Below are 19,281 nucleotides of genomic sequence, written 5' to 3'. Positions count from 1 at the left end.
TGCAGAAGGACTGTACTGTCCCACACTCAATTGTCGACTTCCATTGAATAGTTTAATATAGTTCATTCGATAAAATCGAACGATTGCATCATGACCTTCGAACAGCTCTCCATTTTCGTCGCGGTTGCGGAACGCGAGCACCTGACCAACGCCGCCGCGGCAATCGGCCTCACGCCATCGGCCGTCAGTTCGGCCATCCGCAATCTCGAGGCCTCCTATGGCGTCGAGCTCTTTCACCGTGTCGGACGCCGCATAGAGCTGACATATGAGGGGCGGGTGTTTCTGGGGGAGGCAAGAGCCACACTCGCGCGCGCAAAAGCCGCAGCGCTGGTCTTGTCCGATCTCGGCGGCCTGCAAAAGGGTGAACTGGTGGTTTTTGCAAGCCAGACGATCGCAAGTTATTGGCTGCCGGCGATGCTGATGCGCTTCAAGATCCGCTATCCGGGCATCGACCTGAAGCTGATGATCGGCAACACGACCACGGCGGCAAAAGCGGTTCTCGATGGATTGGCCGAAGTCGGGTTCGTCGAAGGCAGCGTTGATGAGCCGGCGCTGGATGTTCAGCCGCTTGCCGAGGACGAACTCCTTGTCGTCGTCGGTCCGCGCCATCCCTGGGCGCGTGGCAAACCAATTGCACCGACGGACCTGGTTTCAGGCACGAAATGGGTCATGCGAGAAAAAGGGTCCGGAACCCGGTCGGCTTTCGAGGCGGCGATTTCCAATCTCGGCATAGCTCCCGGAGATCTGGCTGTCGCGCTTGAGCTGCCGTCGAACGAGGCGGTCATATCGGCAGCAAGAGAAGGCCTCTGCGCAACGGTCGTCTCAGGTGCCGTGGCCGCGCCGCTCTTGACGCAAGGTCTGCTGGTGAAGGTGCGCTTTCCTCTACCGTCCCGTCAATTTGCAATCCTGCGGCATAAGCAAAGGCACTCCAGTCGTGCCTCATTGGCGCTGGAAACGATTTGCCGCGAGGATAAAGCTGCCGAAGTCAAAAATGGGGAGGACTGGGCGCTCTAGATGTGAGCTTTCAGGAGGTTGTCTCGGTTTGAGGCCGAGGCGACTGGGGGTGTTTTTGATTTCAGGCTGCCGTGCGGACGAGCCCGCGAAGGCCCCGGCGAAGGTCTTTTCGCGAGATAGTGGTTGCTGCGAGCCCAATCGATGCCTCCCATACGGAACGAAATGATCGCCGAGCGGTTATATGACACCCCTCTCCTCGATCAGCCGAGCGTTATGATGCGGATGTTAAGCGGCCCGAAAGTTACTCAGATGATGAAGATCCTTGCCTGCGCCATCGCCACTGCGACGGCGTCAATGCTCATGGCCGGCGCTGCCCACGCCGACGAATCCGCCTTCCTCAAAACACTGGCGGGAAATTGGAGCGGTAAGGGTACGGTGAAAGTGCGGACAAATGCACCCACCATGAAAGTCACTTGCCGGTTCAAGTCGGACGCGAATGCAAGCTCCCTTGCACTCAATGGGCGCTGCACCAGTCTCGTCGTTTTTTCCCGTGTCATCAGCGCTAACCTCAAGGCCAGCGGTGACAGCTACACCGGCTCCTATGTGGGCGCGGGCAGCGGTACCGCCGGTCTTGGCGGAAAACGCGCTGGTAATGCCATAAGGCTGGCGATCAAATGGGCGAAAGAAGTGAATGGCGATCGACGTGCGCAGATGACGATCGAAAAAACCGGGGCATCGGGCATGCGTCTCACAACCATCGATACCGACCCCGCGACAGGTCGATCGGTTGTTACGAGCCGCATTGAGCTTCGCCGGAGTTGATATCTTTTTGCGGTCAAAGAGCCGTTGGCGTGCTAAAGGGTTGATAGAGAAGCCCCGAAGCTATAGTTTCGCCTTCGCAAATCGTCGAACGATACAAGGAAATAGTTATCTCATGCCGACAGGTACCGTTAAATTCTTCAATGACGACAAGGGCTTCGGCTTCATCACCCCTGAGGGTGGCGGCCAGGACGTTTTTGTTCACGTGTCTGCGCTGCAGAGCGGCGGATCGCTCCGCGAAGGCGACAAGGTCAGCTTCGAAGTTGGACAGGATCGCAAGACCGGAAAATCGAAGGCTGAGAACGTCTCGACCCTCTGATCGAAATGGAAGGTGGCCCAGCTTGCGTTGAGCGGGTTGGGCTCATCCTCACGAGTCGCGGGCGCGAATGCCTTCGTACTCTAAAGCGCGTCGCGATCTTCGCGCTGTGTTACGCATGTCGTTGTCGCAAAACCGCTGCACACTGACATGCTTTAAGCCGAAACGCCGGCGATAGAGGACGTGTTGTTTAACGCCCGCGCCTTGGAAATCCCGAATATGATGTGACGACGCCCATGCCAGCGCAGGGGCGGCAACCAGAGCATTTTCTCTCTGACAAAGGATGGTCAGGCATTCGCTTTAGACAATGCGAGGCGCTAATCTCATCACACCCCTGATAGAATGCTCTCCGCGGCCTTCTCGGCAATCATGATCACCGGCGAGTTGGTGTTGCCCGACACAATCGTCGGCATGATCGAGGCATCGACTACCCGCAGTTTCGCCAGCCCATGCACCCGCAATTGCGGATCGACAACCGCCATCGTGTCGCTGCCCATCTTGCAGGTACCGACCGGATGGAAGATCGTTGTGGCGATATCGCCGACGCGACGGATCAGTTCCTCGTCAGTCCGGTATTCCATGCCCGGCAGCATCTCCTGCGGCCGGTACTTGGCGATCGCACCGGCCTCCATGAGCCGGCGGGCGTGCCGGATCGATTTCGCCGCAACAATCCGGTCGCCGACGGTCGAAAGATAATTCGGGCGGATTTCCGGCGCCACGGAAAAGTCCGGGCCACCAACATGCACGGTCCCCCGGCTCTCCGGCCGCAGATTGCAGACGGAAACGGTGACGGCGGGATATTTGTGCAGCGGCTCGCCGAGCCGGTCGGTGCTCAAGGGCTGCACGTGATATTCGAGATCGGCGGTCGCAACAGCCGGATCGCTCTTGGCAAAGATACCGAGCTGGCTCGGCGCCATAGACAGCGGCCCGGACCGGCGCAGCATATATTCAAGCCCCATGCCCGCCCGGGTGAACAGGTTGTGATAGAGCTGGTTCAGCGTCTTTGCGCCCTCGATGCGGAAGACCGTCCGGATTTGCAGATGGTCCTGCAGGTTTTCGCCGACACCGGGAAGTTCATGGGCGACGTCCAGTCCGGCAGCGGACAACACATCCGAGCGACCGACCCCGGAAAGCTCCAGGATTTTCGGCGAATTGATCGCACCGGCGGACAGGATGACCTCGCGACCGGCGCGAGCCAGATGGTTCTGCCCGTTCAACCGGAACCGCACCCCGGCCACCATCCTGCCGTCAAATTCCAGCCGCTCGGTTTCGGCGCTGGTCAGCACACGAAGATTGGGCCGCTTCATCGCCGGGCGCAGAAAGGCCTTGGTCGTATTCCAGCGCAGGCCGCCGCGCTGGTTGACCTCGAAATAGCCCGAGCCCTCATTGTCGCCATCGTTGAAATCGTCGGTCTTCGGGATACCGAGTTCCTCGGCCGCATCGCGAAAGGCATCGAGGATCGGCCAGGAAAGCCGTTGCTTTTCCACCCGCCATTCGCCGCCTGCCCCGTGCATCCGCGACTTGCCACGATAGTTGTCCTCGGATTTCAGGAAATAGGGCAGCACGTCGTCCCAGCCCCAGCCGGAATTACCCGCCTGTCGCCAGCCGTCGTAATCGGCCGCCTGGCCGCGCATATAGATCATGCCGTTGATCGACGAGCAGCCGCCCAGCAGTTTTCCACGCGGATAGGGCAATGACCGACCGTTCAGTCCGGCTTCCGCGGCCGTCCTCATCATCCAATCGGTGCGTGGATTGCCCATGCAGTAGAGATAGCCGATCGGCACATGCACCCAATGATACCGGTCGCTGCCGCCGGCTTCGAGCAGCAGGACGCGGGTTTTCGGATCGGCCGACAGCCGGTTGGCCAGAACGCATCCCGCCGATCCCGCGCCGACGATGATGAAGTCGTAGCTTCCCGCATCAATGGCCGCATCATTCACACGCATCGTCACGCCGCCCCTCCCGCTACCGCCGGCGGGACCGCCGTCAGACGCCGCCAGAGCGGTGCCATCGCTTCGGCGATATCCTGATAGAGAGCGTAGCGGCGCGCGTAATGCGCCTCAAGCGAGACATCCGGGCGATAATGCCGCTCGGTCCGGACCATGACCGCAGCACCAGCGCCGAAGTCCGCAAAGACGCCGACGCCGGTTCCGGCCGCGATCGCCGCTCCCAGGGCACCGGTTTCACGCGAGCGGGCAACGGTGACGGGTACGGCGAGCACATCGGCAAAGATCTGCGGCCAGATCAGGCTGCGCGAGCCGCCGCCGGAGAGCACGGCCTCGTTGAACACCGCGCCGGCCTTTCGGATCGTCTCGATGTGCTGGCGATGACCGAAGGCGACGCCTTCGAGAAGCGCGCGAACGAGATGCCCCTTGGTGTGCCAGCCGGCAATGCCGTAGAAGCCGGCGCGTGCGTGGCCGTCCTGCTGGGCGCCATAGAGATAGGGATGGTAGAGCGGGTCGTCTGCCGCGGGCTCGATCGCCCCGGCCAGTGCGCAGCAGGCATCGAAGGGCGAAGCGCCTTCCGCATGCTCACCTTCGAAGAACTCCCGCACCAGCCATTCGAGATTGGCAGCCGAGGTGGCGCTGTTTTCCATCGCCATGTAGCGGCTGCGATCGAAGGTCGAGGACATGAAGACCGGCCCCTCGAGGTCGGGACTGTCGATAACGACCTGATTGATGCTCCAGGTGCCGGCAATGATCGAGGCGCTGCCGGTGCGCGAAACGCCCGAGCCGAGCGCCGAAGCGACGACATCGAACAGCCCGCCGACCACAGGCGTACCGGCGGCGAGCCCGGTTTGCGTCGCCACCTCGTCCGTTACCCTCCCGGCAATGTCGGCGCTTTCGATGAGCGGCGGCAACAGATCCATGCAATCGCCCAGCCCATAGGCTTCCATCAGCGCCTTGTCGTAGCGGCGCGCGGCAAGATCGAGCAGACCCGCCCCCGACATGTCGGACACCTCGCTGACGCGGCGGCCGGTCAGGCGGTTGACGACGAAATCCTTGGAGAAGAACACCGTACCGATGCGGTTGAACAGGTCCGGCCGGTGACGCCTCAGCCAGGCAAGCAATGTCGGCGTCTGGGATGGCCACGGGCGCTGGCGGGCAATCGGATAGGTCCGGTCACCAATGCCGGCTTCTCGCCATTCATCGACCAGCCCGGCCGCCCGCGTGTCCAGCGACTGGATGCCGATGAGCGGAGCGCCGTCGCGATCAAGCGCATAGAGACCGTTGCCATGCCCGGCGCAACCGATCGCGGCGATTTCCTCCGGCTTGATCCTTGCCTTTTCGATGCAGGCGCGGATGACTTCTCGTGCATTCGTCCAGAGTTCGTCCAGCCCCCGCTCGACATGCCCCGGGCTCGGCATGCGGCTTTGTCCCTCTTCCGACGCAGCCGCGATCTCGTTGCCCACCCGGTCGAAAATTACCGCCTTGATGACGGTGTTTCCGGCGTCGAGCCCCAAAAGATAGTTTCCCATGCAGAACCCCTCCCAAGGTTTGAAATCGCTACTCAGCCCTGCTGGTAGAGCGCAAAGGCCTGTTCGCCGCTCGCATCCTCGTGCACGATCGCCATCAGCCCGCGCACCACGGCACTCGGATTGGTGTGCTGATAGATGTTGCGCCCATAAACCATGCCCATTGCGCCCTGTCGCATCAATGCTGCGGATTTGTCGAAGACGGCACGAAGATCTTCCTTGCCGCCGCCGCGCACCAGAACCGGGCAACGGGCTGCTTCCACCACTCTGTGGAAATCCTCGGCATTGGTGGTCGGATCCGCCTTGACGATATCCGCCCCCATCTCGCGGGCGAGCCGCGTCAAGGTAACGATCTTGTCGGCATCGCCATCGACCATGTAACCGCCCTTTTCGGTGACCGGCTGCATCACCAGCGGCTCGATCATCAGCGGCATGCCATACTTGTCGCAATCGGCCCGCACGCGGGAAATGTTCTCAACGCATTGGCGGAACAGGTCCGGCTCGTCCGGCAGCATGAATAGGTTGACAACGACGCAGGCTGCATCCATTTCGATCGCGCCGACCAACGGTTCGGCCTCGTTCTGCAGCACCGCCCACATGTCGCGGTGGCGGATCCGGTTATAGGGATTGCCCATGTCGATGCGCATGACCAGCGCCGGCTTGTGCTTGCCGGGCGCGTCCTGCAGCAGGTCCGCCTGGCCGTAATTCATCTGGATCGCATCCGGCCCGGCAGAAACCAGGGCCTTGACGACGGCCTGAATATCCTCCAGCCCGTTGAGGAAGGACGGTTCGTTGCAGACGCCGTGATCGATCGCCACGTCGAGGCAGCGGCCGCCGCCGAACAGCCGGTTCATCCGGACTTTGCTGTTGTGTCGCATTCTATGCTCCTTGGTTCGTCCCTTGCCGAAAGCATGTCTTCGTCGACGCCGTGGCGTTCGTTGAGAAGGGTGAGAAAACGGTCGCGCTCACGGGCGCGATGCGTGAGCGTCCAACGCTTTTCCTGCGCCAGCAGGTCGAGTACGGCATCCATCATGTCGAGCGAAAGCTCGCCCGAAACGGCCAGCGTCGTGCGCCGCAAAAGCAGGTCGTCGAGATGCTCCGCCGCTTCACAGCGGATCAGGAACAGCAATTCGCGCACCGAGTAGCCGGCGTGCGGCAACACGGCATCGGGGCTCGCCGCGATGAAACCGGCAACCGCCTCGGCATTCGTGCCATATCGGGCAAACAGCTCAGCCATGCGCCGGATGGAAAGGCCTTTGCTGGCCGCCGCCTGCGCAAGCCAGACAGGCGCGTTGGCAGGAAATGCCTGCCCGCCGCCGATCGGCCGATCGGTTGTCGCAACACGGCGCTGCCTGCCTAGCCGTTCCAAAGCCATGTCGGCCGCCAGTTCCCCGAAGGACCGGAATGTCGTCCACTTGCCGCCGATCATGCACAGAACCGGTGGACCACCATCCTTCGGCTCTACGACCGTGCAGAAATGATCGCGCGGAATGCGCCCTGTAAAACTGTCGGTGCTGGCCGGCAGCGGCCGCACGCCGGAAAACTGGAAAACGATTTGCTCCGGCCGGATGGCGATGCCTGGCAGCACGAAGGCGAGCGACTGCAGGATATAATCCCGCTCGTCCGCCTCGCAGCGCACCTTTTCCGGATCATCGACGCGGATATCGGTGGAACCGACCAGAACCTTGCCGAGATAGGGAAAGAGGATGCAGATCCGGCCGTCCTCGTTCTCGTAGTAAATCATGTGATCGGCAAGTGCGTCGCGCAGGTCGGCATTGTCGATGATCAGATGCGAGCCCTTGGTGCCGCCCATCAGTGGTGACGGCCGGGCGTCTGGCGAAAGCAGGGTCTGATTGGCGATGTCGATCCAGCCGCCGGTGGCGTTGATGATCAGCGCCGGTTCGACGGCAACGGATGCGCCGCCGATCTGGTCTTCGACGCGGTACTGACCATCCTCTGTCCGCCGCAGTTCCGCATAGTTCAGCGCCATTGCCCCGAACTTTGCTGAAAGACCGTCCTGCAGAAGCTCGATGCCCAGCCGCTCCGGGTGACTGACCCAGGCGTCGAAATAGGTGGCCGAACTCTTGATGTCGGGATTGAGCGCCGGCCACTTGGCAAGCGTTCTGCGCCGGCCGCGAAACTGGTGGCGCGGCATCAGCGCCCGCTTGCGCGTCAGGAAATCATAGATGCTCAGGCCCGCCTTGATGGCGACGGCGCCACGCCGGCTCGGGCGGCGGCTGAGGCCGAGAAAGCGGACGATGCCATTGCCGAGACCGGAAAATATATCGAACACCGGCACCGTCGTCGGCAGCGGCGCGACGTAATGCGGCGCGTTGCGCAGCAGCCGGTCGCGCTCGACCAGGGATTCCTGCACCAGCTTGAATTCGCCGTTTTCAAGATAGCGAAGCCCGCCATGCACCATGCGCGACAGCGCCGAGCTGGCGCCGGAGCAATAGTCGTGTTTCTCGACGAGCAGCACGTTCAGTCCCTGCAGCGACAGCTCGCGAAAGACGCTGATGCCGTTGATGCCGCCGCCGATGACACAGACGTCGACCTTCGGGCTCTGGCGGAGCCCGTCCAATATTTCTTGCCGTTTCATGATGGCGATCCGCTACCTGTCCATGTCAGTCAGTTTCGCCGCAATGGCCGTATCGATGGCCGCAAGATCGGCCGCATCCAGCCGGATGGTCCCGGCCCGTGCATTGTCGAGCGCTTGTGCCGGATTGCGCGCCCCGCAAAGTGCAAAGGTGACGCCCGGCTGCGCCAGCGTCCAGGCAATCACGATCTGGGCGATGCTGGCGCCGTGTTTTTCGGCGACCGGTTGGATGGCGTCGGCCAGCGCCGTCGCCTTCTGGCGGTTGCCGACTGAAAAGCGCGGATTGCTCTTGCGCTGATCGTCGCCGGAAAACACCCGGTCCGGACCGACGGTGCCGGACAGCAATCCCAGCGCCAGCGACGAGTAGCTCAGCATCGCAATGCTGTTGGCCTTGCTCAGCGGCAGAAGCTCCGCCTCGATCCCCCGGTCGATCATGCTGAACCGCTCTTGGATCGCATCGAGGCCACCGGCAACGATATAGGCACCGAGGTCGTCGGGGCTGACATTGCTTGCGCCGATCGCCCGGATCTTGCCCGATGAGCGCAGGTCTTCCAGCGCCCGCATCGTTTCCTCGATCGGGGTCGTCGGGTCCTGCCAATGGGTGATGTAGAGGTCGATATAGTCGGTTCCGAGCCGCCTCAGACTTTCCTCGACCTCATGCAGGATCGCATCACGGCCGAGATAACGGTGGACAGGCTTGCCGTCCTGGTCGAAGAAATGGCGGCCCTTCTGCGTATGCCAGACAAGGCCGCATTTGGTGGCGATGACAGCCTTGTCGCGGCGCCCAACCAACGCCTTGCCGACGATCTCCTCGGAACGTCCAAGCCCATAGGCCGGCGCCGTGTCGATCAGCGTCACGCCGGCATCGAGCGATGCCTGGATCGCGGCGATGGATTCGGCCTCGTCGGTCCCGCCCCACATCCAGCCGCCGATCGCCCAGGTGCCCAGTCCGACCGCCGAGGCGGAAACGCCCGATTTGCCGATCTCACGTGTCAGTTGCTGTCCGCTCATGCCCATTTTCCTTCGCCATTCGCCAGTGCCAGCACCCGTGCCCCCGTCGCCTCATCGGTCACCAGCGTATCCAGATGATTGCCCCTGAGAACGCTGAGGATCGGGCCTGCCTTGTTCGGCCCGCTCGCCACACCGATCTTGGTGGGGATCGAGGCGAATTCCGGCAGCGTCAGCGACACCAGCGAACGGTTGAGGCTGTAGTCGCAGACCTGGCCATGATCATCGAGCAGATGCGCCAGCAATTCGCAGGAGGCGCCGGACCGCTCGATCGCGGCGCGGTCGGTGCTTGAGGAGGGATGCAGGTCGTAATAGCTCGAATCGTCCGACAGGATCGAGCCGATGCCGACCACCGCCACCTTCGCCTCGCGCGCCCGTTTGAAAACGTCTGCGACGGAACGCATGTTGATCAGCATCGCGCGCTGCTCGGCATCGTCGGCAAAGAGCGGCGCGTGGATCTGGTAGGAACGCCCCCCAAGCCGGTCGGCCATCAAGGTCGAGACATGGTTGACGTCAGTATAGTGTTTACCCTGCACGCAGCCGGTTGCGGGAATGACCTCGACATTGAACCGACGCGGCGGCTGCAGACCGGCGACGACGGCGCTCACCCCTTTGCCGCCGGTGATGCAGATCGTATCGCCGTCGGTGATCTCTTCCAGCAACAACCTTGCTGCCGCTTCGCCGACGGCCTGAAGTGCTGTCTGCGGATTGTCGGACACTGTCGGCACCACCACGGCGCGGCCGATGCCGCCAAGCGCGCGTAGCTGTTCTTCCATATCGACCAGCGGCTCGACCGGCGACTTGATCTTGATCTCGACCAGGCCGAGCTGGCGGCCGCGCTTGATCAGGCGGTTGACGGTGGCGTGCGAGATGCCGAGCTGATCGGCAATCTGCGCCTGTGTCAGTCCCTCGAGGAAATGGAGGACCAGAGCCTGGTGCATCTGCCGGGCGATGACGATTTCCTCGCGCGGCGCATTTGCGGGTTTGAGTTTGGCTATCGGCATATCAGGCAGCCTTCCGCTTGTGCAGGAAATGGTCGATCGAGACGGCAGCAAGCAGAATGCAGCCTTTGATCATGTCTTGCCAATAGACGGACACGTCGAGCAAGATCAACGAGCTTGTTACAACCGACAGAAGGGCAATGCCGAGAATTGCCCCGAGGATCGTGCCGGAGCCGCCATTCAGCGACGCACCGCCGATCACCGCGGCTGCGATGATGTTGAGCTCCATGCCGACACCAAAGGTCGGGGTCGCGGCACCGAAGCGGGACATGTAGATCACCCCGGCAACACCGGACAGCGTGGCGCAGAGCACCGTCACCCAGAACTTCACCTGGTTGGTCTTGATACCGGAATAGAGCGCCGCCTTCTCGTTGCTGCCGGTGTAGAACACCTTGCGGAAGGCGGTTGCCCGGCGCAGCAGGAAATCGAACAGCACGACGACCGCGACAAAAATCAGAATCACATAGGGGACGCCGTAGAATGTGCCCTGCCCGACCGCCTTGAACGAGGGCGGCAAGGTGAAGAGCGAGAGCGGCGTGCCCTTGGTGATGATCAGGCAGATACCACGCACGATCACCATGGCCGCAAGCGAGGTGATGAAGTGGTTGAGCCCGACGACCGTGACGAAGAAGCCCATGACACAGCCGATCAGGCCGCTGGCCATGATCCCGATCAGGGATGCGCTCCACGGATCGAGCCCCATCAGGAACAGTGAACCCGACAGCACCATCGAGAAGCAGACGACCGAGCCGACCGACAGGTCGATGCCGCCAACGATCAACAGGATGGTCATGCCGACGACAACGATCCCTTCCACCGAAAACGACATCAGCATCGCCCGGAAATTGCCGAGCGTCAGAAAATGCGGCGAGGCAAAGCTCATGACGATGCAGAGCGCCAGGATGATCGCGATCAGTCCCGCCTCGCGCATCGTCCCCAGCCGTTTCCAGCCGGGCGCGCGCGCCTGATGTGCCGTTGCCAATGTGGTGTCCGCCATGACCCTGTCTCCTGCCCCTGCTTTTTCCTTAAGCGGCATGCTCTGATGCCTTCGAATTGTTGTGACCGCCGATACCCGAGGCGAGCCGCATGATCGCTTCTTCCGTCATCGTCTCGCCCTCGACCTCGCCTGCGACGGTGCCCTCGTGGATGACCAGTACCCGGTCGCACAGGCCGAGAAGCTCCGGCAGTTCCGACGAGATGACGACGATGCCGATGCCGGAGCGCGCGAGATCGCGCAGCAGCCGGTGGATTTCCGATTTGGCGCCGACATCGATGCCGCGGGTCGGCTCGTCCATCAGGATGACCTTGGGATTGACCGCCAGCTGCTTGGCAATCGCCACCTTCTGCTGGTTTCCGCCCGACAACGACGAGACCGGCATGTCGATGCCACCCGTCCGCACACCCAGCCGCCGAACCAGGTCGCGGGCACGATCGGCCTCGGCCTTGGAATTCAACAGTCCCAGCGGTCCGGTCAGCGATTTCAAATCGAGAACGGCAATGTTCTGGGCGATGGAAAGATCGAGAAAGATGCCGGAGCCTTTCCGGTCTTCCGACAGATAGACGACGCCCGCCTTCGCGGTCTGCGCATAGGAACGCGCCCGCAGCCGCTCTCCATGCAGCTGCACCACGCCGGCGATTACCGGCCGCAATCCGCAAATGCCTTCGGCGATCTCGGTGCGGCCCGAGCCGATCAGCCCGCCGACGCCGAGAATTTCACCCTTGCGCAGTTCGAAGCTCACATTCGTGAAGCGGCTGCCGTCGCCGAGATCGCGGACGCTCAGTATGATCTCATCGGTCCGCTCCGCCAGCGCCTGCCTTTCCGGATAGAGCTGGGTGATCTCGCGCCCGACCATGCGGCGCACCACATCATCCGGCGTCAAGTCCGCCACCTTCTCCGTCGAGACATAGCGGCCATCGCGAAACACAGTGACCCGGTCGCACAGGCTGAAGATTTCGGCCATGCGGTGGCTGATATAGATGATCGAAATACCCTGCGCCTTGAGGTCGCGGATGATTCCGAACAGGACCTGCGTCTCCGATTCCGTCAATGCCGCCGTCGGTTCGTCGAAGATCAGCACCCGACAATCGAGCGTCAGCGCCTTGGCGATCTCGACAAGCTGCTGGCTGGAAATCGACAAATCGCCGACTTTACGGCGAACGTCGATCGGCGCCAGACGGTTCATCACGACCTGCGCATCCCGCTCCAGCCGGCCATAGTTCATGAAAGGCGAGCGGCGGCGGTTGGTCGCGGCCATGAACATGTTCTCGGCCACCGTCGCATCGGGGCAGAGCGCGATTTCTTGATGCACGAGGCCAAGCCCGAGCGATTGCGCCACGGCCGGCGACGTCACTTTTACCGGCGCGCCGTCGACGAGAACGTCCCCCTCGGTCGGCTGCAGCACGCCGGCAATGATGTTCATCAGCGTCGACTTGCCCGCGCCGTTTTCGCCGCAAAGCGCATGAACTTCGCCCTTCTCAAGGCTGAAGCTCACATCCGTCAACGCCTTCACCGCACCGAAGTGCTTGCTGACATTGCGAATTTCCAGAACCGGCACCGACGCCATCATCGTCTTCTCCTCACGCTTGCGGTGGCTGTCCGGAGTTTCCTGCCCCGGACAGCCGGCACAAAGGCTTACTCCTCGATGCCTTTGGTGCCCCGCCGCTTCAGGTACTTGTCCCAGTAGAAGTCGTCGGCATTATCAGCCGTGACGATCGACAGGCCGTTGTCGACGAACGGAATGCTCATCGGGTTGAAGCCAACGCGCTTGGCGTCGTTCATCGGGTCGATGAGTTCCGGATGCTTGGCAAGCCAGAGGAGCATGAAGCCCATGTAACCCTGCATGCCCTGGTTCGGATTGATCGAGCCGAACACTTCGCCCGCCTTGATCATGTCGAGGATGTTGGCGTTGACGTCGGCGCACATCACCAGGATCTTGCCGCCGCTTTCCTTGTTGGCCTGCGAAGCGCCGATGGCCGAATTCGCTTCCGGCATGAAGACGGCGCCAATGTTCGGATGTGCCTGCACCAAGCTCATCAGGCCCTGATAGGCCTTGTTCGGGTCCTGGTTGGACGCAGCGCGGCCGACCAGCTTCATATCAGGATATTTTTCCTCCATACGGGCGATGAAGGCGGCGATACGCTTGTCGTGGTTGTCCTGGCCCGGATTTTCCAGAACGGCATATTCACCCTTGCCACCCATCTTTTCGGCAATCGCGTCGGCCGCATAAGTTCCTTCGCGGGTATTGTCCGACGTGACGAACGAGATGCGCTTGGAAAGCGGCGCATCGGCTGCGAAGGTGACCACCGCCGTGCCCTGGTCGATCGCCCGGTTGATCGGCTCGATGAACGGGTCGGAGTTCATCGGATGAACGAGAATACCAGCCGGGTTTTGAGCAAGCGCCTGGTCGAAAGTGGCGATCTGTTTGTTGACGTCATATTCCGGCGTGCCGGTATAGGCAGTCTCGCAACCGAGCTGCTGACCGGCCTGCTTGAACATTTCATAGACCGGGAACCAATATTCGACGCCCGATACCATGACATTCATGACGTATTTTTCACCCGGCTTGCAGCGGAACGGATTTTCCGTGTCCGCGCTGACCACGCCGGCATAAAGCGTCGATGCGAGGACCGCCAATGCGGTCGTGCTTAGAAATTTGCGCAAGTTTCCTCCTCGAGGCCGAAGCCCCTCCCAAATATCCGGCGGCGCCTCAGCGGCTGCCGATGATCCATTGAAGACCGGAGTTCCTCCTCGAAGTCCGGTATGGGCAGATAATCGCAACAGCGGAACGCTGTCAATATAATTCATATAGTGAAATATATTTCACAAAAGTCTGGGTGACCGAATGTCGATAGCGCCTTAGGCGTTTTGAAGGCGTACTGCTTGATTCTCGCGCCTGGATTATTACCGCTGACAGGGGACAGAGCAGGTGAGCAGTTATTTGAGCGATGAAGGTTGCTCTTTCGAAGGTACTGCAACGGAACCTCTGCTCTCGCCGCGGGTTGGATAGGCATACCCAAGCTCTCAGCCCCACGGAGCATGCGATGGCTATCGAAGTTCCGAATGGAGCCGACCGCCATTCCAAGCACATCCGGAAGTTCAAACCACGCCGTCTTATGCCGCTCGTGACAGCAGTGCCGCAGTGACGTTCATGCCATATTCGAGTGCGTGCGCCTCGAACGAACCATTGACATCGAGGCTCTTAAGGACGAAGCCGCACCGGCCGCCCATGCACGGCCGCTCTTGCGAGGATTCCAAGATGAAGACAACGACGGCTACCGCCAATGCCGGAAACCTGATCATGACCGGCGTCGTGCTGATGCTGCTTGGCGATCTTCTCTTTGCGCTGAACGATGCAATGGGCAAGTGGCTGGTCGCGAGCTTTGCCGTCGGCCAAGTATTGGTGATCCGCTCGGTCGGCGCTTTCATCGTGCTCGGGCCAATGATCCTCCGGCAAGGGCCGATGGCCTTGTTCCGCGTCGAGCAGAAGGGCCTGCAGTTCATCCGTGTTTTCATGGCCACCTGCGATGTCGCCCTGTTCTACGCTGCCGTCGCCTATCTGCCGCTCGCAGACGTCATGACCTTCTATATGGCCGGACCGATCTATATCGCGGCGCTTTCGCATTTCTTTCTCGGAGAGAAGATCGGCTGGCGCCGCTGGCTTGCCGTTCTGATCGGCTTTGCCGGCGTCGTCATCGCTCTGCGTCCGTCCACGGCGATGCTGTCGCTTCCATCGCTCTTCGGTCTTGCGGGCAGCCTTGCCTTTGCGCTGTCGCTGGTGATGAGCCGCTATCTGCGCTCGACCAGCGACACGACGCTCGTGACATGGCAGACGATCGCCGCGCTGATCACCGGCATCGTTTTAAGCGTAGGCCACTGGCAGCCGGCAACGCTCATCGATTGGTCCGGCATGCTGCTGCTCGGCATCGTCGCCTCCTGCGCACATCTGCTCATCACCCGCTCGCTGAAGCTCGCACCGGCATCGCTGCTCGCGCCGCTGCAATATACGCTGCTGCTCTGGGCGATCGTCCTCGGCTACCTCTTCTTCAAAGATATTCCCGACGCGCAGGTCATCATTGGCGCCACAATCATCGTCGTGGCGGGGCTCTTCATCTTCCATCGGAAAAATCTGAAAGAGACGGTTCCGATTGAGGCCGTCCCACGCGACGGCCATTGAAGCTACAGCGCTGCTTATCTTTAGCTTCGTGTCGCCGCCCGGAACGGCAAGGTCGCCCTGCCTGGCTCAGCGACTTAAGGTAATGGCATAAAGGGATGCCTTACTTCGCGGGCGGCTCCTCCCAGCCGAAGACGCTCCGGCCGCCGAAATCGGCGGATTGGCGGAATTCACCGGCAATGATTTCCTTGAGGTCGGGACCCGTCACGTAGCGTTCCATCTGCCTGGACTGATCGTCCAGGCGCCTGAGCGCCTGCAATTCCTCCTCGCGTCCGAGCCTGCCCTTCTGCACCGCCGATTTCATCACGGCGATCGTCTCGTCATAGACCTTGAGCGGAACCGGAAAAGGATGGCGGTCCTTGCCGCCATGGGCGATCGAGAAGCGCGCCGGATCGGAAAAACGGCAGGGCGCGCCGTGGACGACTTCCGCCACCATCGCCAACGCCTTCACCGTGCGGGCGCCGACGCCTGGAACGAGCAGCAGCTCTTCGAAATCCGCCGGCCCGCGATCGGCAGCGGCAGCCAGATTTCCATGCAGGCGCCGCATGTTGACGTCGCTCTCGCGGACATCGTGATGAGCAGGCATGATCAGGTGCGGTAGCATCGGCTGTTCGGCGGGTTCGGGCGCTGGCTCTTCGGCACGCTGCAAGGCGGCGGCTTCGCGGATGATCCGGTCGGGGCCGAGCGTCGCCAGCAGATCGAGCTGACCGCGCCGCGATCGTTCGGCACGCCGGTCGGCAAGATTGACGATCTCGCCCTGGCTCCTTCCCTCGATTGCTGCATGCGGCGAGTCGACGAAACTCTCCAGCCCCTCCGACAGCCAGTGGTAACGCCGGGCCTGCCGCTTGTCGCCGTTCATGCCCTGCTGCACCACCACCCAATGGCCGTCGTCGGCGACGATGAAGCCATGGAGATAAAGATCGAACCCGTCCTGAAGGGCAGCACTGTCGACCTTAGCGATGAGACGGCTCGTGGTCGCCAGCCCCTCCCCGTCGAGACCGACACGCTCGCCGATCGAAACGAGTTCCTGCGGGGTCTTGCGCGAATGCGTGCCGCGGCCGCCGCAGACATGCAGGCCGAGTTCGCCGGCACGCGGCTTCAGCCCGCGCTTCAGCGCGCCGAGAACGCTGGTCGTGATACCGGAGGAATGCCAGTCCATGCCCATGACCGCACCGAAGGACTGGAACCAGAAGGGATGCGCGAGCCTGCGCAGAAATTCGTCACGGCCATAGTGATGAACGATCGCCTCGGTGATCAGCGTGCCGAGCCGCGTCATCCGGTCGCCGAGCCAATGCGGCACGCGTCCCCCGTGAAGGGGAAGATCGGCGCTGCCTGCTCGTAGTGACATCTTGCTTCCTTGCACTTTGTATCGCCCGTCGGTGCTGGCATGCTCGCCTCATCCGGCGCGACAGGGAACCCAAAAATATTTCAAGCGTTTGCTCTCCCAGTGAGAGGCCGAGGCAATCATGACGACATTCGAAACTATCTTCAATGACCCGAGCTTGCCCCAGACGAAATCACAACGACCAGGCGACCTCCAAAAACAGGAGGGCGGCGCCTTGCGCCTGGAAGGAAGCGCTGCGAAGGCAGCCTTCCTGATCAACGGCAACAGCTATTTCGCCGAATTGGCGCGCGTACTGCGGCAGGCGCGGCGCACTGTCTGGATCATCGGATGGGATTTCAATCCCGACATCCGGATGCAACCGGAAAAATCCGACGAAACATTGGCCGATTTGCTGCATGCCCTGGTCGCGGCAAATTCCGAGCTTGAAATACGCATCCTCATCTGGACGCTCGGGCCGATCTATTCGGAAAAGTCGCTGCAGGTGCTGCGAAAGAAGAACTTTCCCAGGAATGCGCGGATCGATCTGCGCTTCGAACTTCAGCCGACATTGCGCGGCTGCCACCATCAGAAACTCGTCTGCATCGACGATGCCGTCGCCTTCATCGGCGGCATAGACCTGACATCGCGGCGGTGGGATACAAGGCGCCATCGCGCCGATGAGAAACTGCGGCGCGACCCCGAGGGCGTTTCCTACGATCCGCTGCATGACGTTCAGGCAATGGTCACCGGCGATGCCGCCAGGCTGATCGGCGATATCGCCAGGCAGCGCTGGGAAAAGGCCACCGGCGAAAGCCACCTGCCATTGGCCGAAAATATCCCCTTCGCCTGGCCGGACGATCTCGCCATTTCCATGAGGGAGGTCGCGGTCAGCTTCGCGCTGACGGAGCCCTCGACCGCAATTTGCCCCGGCATCAGCGACGGCATCGCCATGACATTGGACGTCATCGCCCGGGCGCAGCGGCAGCTTTACATCGAGGCGCAATATCTCGCCTCCTTCCGCGTTGCCGACGCCATTGCCGCGCGGCTGCAGGAGGAAGACGGGCCTGAAGTCGTCATCATCTGTACGCGCAGCTCTCACGGACTGATCGAAAAGCTTGTCATGGGCGGCAATCGCGACCGCGTCATCCGCCGCCTCAAACGTGCCGATCGCGCCGGTCGCTTGCGCGTCTATTACGCAGTCACGCCGGGAGAAGACGGCGAAGTCGAGGTGCTCGTCCATTCCAAACTGATCATCGCCGATGACGAGCTGGTGCGCATCGGCTCCTCCAACCTCAACAATCGCTCGGAAGGGCTGGATTGCGAATGCGACATGCTGTTCGAGGCCGACAATGACGAGCACCGCCGCGCAATCGCGGATCTGCGCAATCGCCTGCTTTCGGAATATCTCGGAACCACGCCCGAAAGCTTTGCCGCAGCCTTTGTGCAAAGCGGCTCGGTCATCGCTGCGGTCGATACGCTCAATGACGGGCCTCGGCGCTTGCGGGAATTCACCGTCGAATTGTCGGGCAGCATTTCGCCGATTTCAGGCACCGCGCTCTTCGACCCGGTTCGACCCTTCGCACCCTTAGACCGACTGGGCCTCGGCGCGCTCGTCCGCCTCCTCATCCGCCCCGCGTGATCTCCGCCTGAAGATCACCTCGCTGATGATGAGAAGCGTAGAGCCGAGCGCCAGCGGGATAAAAAAATAGGCGCAGCGGAACGCAATCAGCGCGCCGATCGACGCCTCCTTCGGCACGACATAGGAGACCGTCGCCTCGAGCACGCCGAGACCGCCCGGAACATGCGTTGCAAGGATCGCTGAATTGGCAAGCACGTAAGCTGTCACCGACCTGAAGAAGGCAACGTCGCCGAAGGCCGAAAGCATCTGGTGTAGACAGGCGGAGACGAGCATGAAATTGATTGTCCCGACCCCGATCTGTGCTACTGCGATCGAAAATCGCGGTAGCTGAAACGACCAGCGCCACAGCCGCAACGTGCCGCGGATGAAGAACGCCAAGCCCGCATAGACGACCGGCACGACCAGCGCCAGCGCACCGAAGATGCGCACACTCGCCGGATGGATGTGCAGCAGGCGCCCGGCATCGCCGGGATTGACGATCATGGCAAGACCGCCAAGCGTGATCAACCCCAGCCCCACCGTGACGCCGCAAAACAGGATGATCTTCGCCACGTCCTCCGCCGTCAGCCCCCAGCGAGAATAGAAACGATAGCGGAAGGCGCCGCTGCTCAGGCCGGCAAAGCCGATATTGTGGCCGAGCGACAGGCTGATGAACGAGGTCAGCGCGATCCTGGAATAGGGCAAGGATTTGCCGAGCGAACGGATCGCCAGGAGATCGAAACAACTGAGGCACAGATAGGATGCCGCCGCAAAGAGAAGGGCCGTGCAGAAGCTCGAAAAAGGAATGCTGCGAACCGATTGGATGATCTGCTCGAGACTATATTGTTGGAAGATCCGATAGAGAAGAAAGATCGCAAGGCAAAGGGCGGCCACGAGCAGTCCATTCAAGATTATGCGTTTCAAGCTCATCGATTATCCGTTTCCGAGATGCGAGCGCCACGGCTCGATGATCTGGAACGATCAAACGAGTTTTGTGTT

16 protein-coding genes are annotated in these 19,281 nt (G+C 61.5%); 5 read left to right on the top strand and 11 right to left on the bottom strand.

Annotated features, from left to right (window positions below):
* Positions 1-90: 90 nt before the first annotated feature.
* From OIU37_RS24225 to OIU37_RS24215, 3 genes are all read left to right on the top strand, one after another.
* Positions 91-1,014, top strand: a complete 924-nt coding sequence (locus OIU37_RS24225; RefSeq protein WP_264258849.1) for a LysR family transcriptional regulator — start codon at positions 91-93, stop codon at positions 1,012-1,014.
* 141 nt (positions 1,015-1,155) lie between these two features.
* Complete coding sequence (locus tag OIU37_RS24220; RefSeq protein WP_171603834.1) at positions 1,156-1,776, top strand: hypothetical protein; 621 nt, start codon at positions 1,156-1,158, stop codon at positions 1,774-1,776.
* 112 nt (positions 1,777-1,888) lie between these two features.
* A complete protein-coding gene (locus OIU37_RS24215) occupies positions 1,889-2,092 on the top strand; it encodes a cold-shock protein (protein WP_003550088.1) in 204 nt (67 codons plus the stop codon).
* Positions 2,093-2,415: 323 nt separating this feature from the next.
* On the opposite strand, the gene OIU37_RS24210 is transcribed toward OIU37_RS24215, so the two are convergent.
* From OIU37_RS24210 to OIU37_RS24170, 9 genes are all read right to left on the bottom strand, one after another.
* A complete protein-coding gene (locus tag OIU37_RS24210; RefSeq protein ID WP_206679808.1) occupies positions 2,416-4,035 on the bottom strand; it encodes a GMC family oxidoreductase in 1,620 nt (539 codons plus the stop codon).
* 2 nt (positions 4,036-4,037) lie between these two features.
* The gene (locus OIU37_RS24205) at positions 4,038-5,567 is read right to left on the bottom strand and encodes an FGGY-family carbohydrate kinase (RefSeq protein ID WP_264258847.1); all 1,530 of its coding nucleotides are present in this window, start codon (positions 5,565-5,567) and stop codon (positions 4,038-4,040) included.
* 32 nt (positions 5,568-5,599) lie between these two features.
* The gene (locus OIU37_RS24200) at positions 5,600-6,442 is read right to left on the bottom strand and encodes a class I fructose-bisphosphate aldolase (protein ID WP_264258846.1); all 843 of its coding nucleotides are present in this window, start codon (positions 6,440-6,442) and stop codon (positions 5,600-5,602) included.
* A complete protein-coding gene (locus OIU37_RS24195) occupies positions 6,415-8,163 on the bottom strand; it encodes a glycerol-3-phosphate dehydrogenase/oxidase (RefSeq protein WP_264258845.1) in 1,749 nt (582 codons plus the stop codon). Before OIU37_RS24195 ends, OIU37_RS24200 begins: the two co-directional genes overlap by 28 nt.
* A 12-nt stretch (positions 8,164-8,175) precedes the next feature.
* Positions 8,176-9,171 (bottom strand): aldo/keto reductase, encoded by a 996-nt coding sequence (locus OIU37_RS24190; RefSeq protein ID WP_240604700.1) that lies wholly within the window; start codon positions 9,169-9,171, stop codon positions 8,176-8,178.
* Positions 9,168-10,172: a sugar-binding transcriptional regulator gene (locus tag OIU37_RS24185; RefSeq protein WP_033183272.1), complete on the bottom strand. Its 1,005-nt coding sequence runs from the start codon at positions 10,170-10,172 to the stop codon at positions 9,168-9,170. The genes OIU37_RS24190 and OIU37_RS24185 overlap by 4 nt, the downstream gene beginning before the upstream one ends.
* Position 10,173: 1 nt before the next feature.
* Positions 10,174-11,166: an ABC transporter permease gene (locus OIU37_RS24180; protein ID WP_240604701.1), complete on the bottom strand. Its 993-nt coding sequence runs from the start codon at positions 11,164-11,166 to the stop codon at positions 10,174-10,176.
* A 28-nt stretch (positions 11,167-11,194) separates the two neighbouring features.
* Positions 11,195-12,733, bottom strand: coding sequence for a sugar ABC transporter ATP-binding protein (locus OIU37_RS24175; RefSeq protein ID WP_264258908.1), 1,539 nt, complete (start codon positions 12,731-12,733; stop codon positions 11,195-11,197).
* Positions 12,734-12,801: 68 nt separating this feature from the next.
* Positions 12,802-13,830 (bottom strand): substrate-binding domain-containing protein, encoded by a 1,029-nt coding sequence (locus OIU37_RS24170; protein WP_264258844.1) that lies wholly within the window; start codon positions 13,828-13,830, stop codon positions 12,802-12,804.
* Between the two features lie 595 nt (positions 13,831-14,425).
* Between OIU37_RS24170 and OIU37_RS24165 the strand changes: the two genes are divergently transcribed.
* Positions 14,426-15,343: a DMT family transporter gene (locus tag OIU37_RS24165; RefSeq protein ID WP_180696030.1), complete on the top strand. Its 918-nt coding sequence runs from the start codon at positions 14,426-14,428 to the stop codon at positions 15,341-15,343.
* A 100-nt stretch (positions 15,344-15,443) separates the two neighbouring features.
* Here the strand turns inward: OIU37_RS24165 and OIU37_RS24160 are convergent, their stop codons facing one another.
* On the bottom strand, positions 15,444-16,688 hold the full coding sequence (locus tag OIU37_RS24160) for a DUF763 domain-containing protein (protein ID WP_171603824.1): 1,245 nt from the start codon (positions 16,686-16,688) through the stop codon (positions 15,444-15,446).
* A gap of 118 nt (positions 16,689-16,806) precedes the next feature.
* On the opposite strand from OIU37_RS24160, the gene OIU37_RS24155 reads away from it, so the two are divergent.
* On the top strand, positions 16,807-18,303 hold the full coding sequence (locus OIU37_RS24155; protein ID WP_171603823.1) for a phospholipase D-like domain-containing protein: 1,497 nt from the start codon (positions 16,807-16,809) through the stop codon (positions 18,301-18,303).
* Here OIU37_RS24155 and OIU37_RS24150 read toward each other — a convergent pair.
* Complete coding sequence (locus OIU37_RS24150; RefSeq protein ID WP_171603822.1) at positions 18,250-19,212, bottom strand: lysylphosphatidylglycerol synthase domain-containing protein; 963 nt, start codon at positions 19,210-19,212, stop codon at positions 18,250-18,252. The genes OIU37_RS24155 and OIU37_RS24150 overlap by 54 nt on opposite strands.
* Between the last annotated feature and the right edge of the window lie 69 nt (positions 19,213-19,281).

The organism is Rhizobium sp. BT-226 (assembly GCF_025847085.2).
GTDB classification, from domain to species: domain Bacteria; phylum Pseudomonadota; class Alphaproteobacteria; order Rhizobiales; family Rhizobiaceae; genus Rhizobium; species Rhizobium sophorae.
This window is presented reverse-complemented; position numbering and strand designations above follow the sequence as displayed.

Bases quoted from the DNA above. Each gene is read 5' to 3' on its own strand.
- OIU37_RS24225 (WP_264258849.1), top strand. From the start codon at position 91: ATGACCTTCGAACAGCTCTCCATTTTCGTCGCGGTTGCGGAACGCGAG.
- OIU37_RS24220 (WP_171603834.1), top strand. From the start codon at position 1,156: ATGCCTCCCATACGGAACGAAATGATCGCCGAGCGGTTATATGACACC.
- OIU37_RS24215 (WP_003550088.1), top strand. From the start codon at position 1,889: ATGCCGACAGGTACCGTTAAATTCTTCAATGACGACAAGGGCTTCGGC.
- OIU37_RS24210 (WP_206679808.1), bottom strand. From the start codon at position 4,035: ATGCGTGTGAATGATGCGGCCATTGATGCGGGAAGCTACGACTTCATC.
- OIU37_RS24205 (WP_264258847.1), bottom strand. From the start codon at position 5,567: ATGGGAAACTATCTTTTGGGGCTCGACGCCGGAAACACCGTCATCAAG.
- OIU37_RS24200 (WP_264258846.1), bottom strand. From the start codon at position 6,442: ATGCGACACAACAGCAAAGTCCGGATGAACCGGCTGTTCGGCGGCGGC.
- OIU37_RS24195 (WP_264258845.1), bottom strand. From the start codon at position 8,163: ATGAAACGGCAAGAAATATTGGACGGGCTCCGCCAGAGCCCGAAGGTC.
- OIU37_RS24190 (WP_240604700.1), bottom strand. From the start codon at position 9,171: ATGAGCGGACAGCAACTGACACGTGAGATCGGCAAATCGGGCGTTTCC.
- OIU37_RS24185 (WP_033183272.1), bottom strand. From the start codon at position 10,172: ATGCCGATAGCCAAACTCAAACCCGCAAATGCGCCGCGCGAGGAAATC.
- OIU37_RS24180 (WP_240604701.1), bottom strand. From the start codon at position 11,166: ATGGCGGACACCACATTGGCAACGGCACATCAGGCGCGCGCGCCCGGC.
- OIU37_RS24175 (WP_264258908.1), bottom strand. From the start codon at position 12,733: ATGGCGTCGGTGCCGGTTCTGGAAATTCGCAATGTCAGCAAGCACTTC.
- OIU37_RS24165 (WP_180696030.1), top strand. From the start codon at position 14,426: ATGAAGACAACGACGGCTACCGCCAATGCCGGAAACCTGATCATGACC.
- OIU37_RS24160 (WP_171603824.1), bottom strand. From the start codon at position 16,688: ATGTCACTACGAGCAGGCAGCGCCGATCTTCCCCTTCACGGGGGACGC.
- OIU37_RS24155 (WP_171603823.1), top strand. From the start codon at position 16,807: ATGACGACATTCGAAACTATCTTCAATGACCCGAGCTTGCCCCAGACG.
- OIU37_RS24150 (WP_171603822.1), bottom strand. From the start codon at position 19,212: ATGAGCTTGAAACGCATAATCTTGAATGGACTGCTCGTGGCCGCCCTT.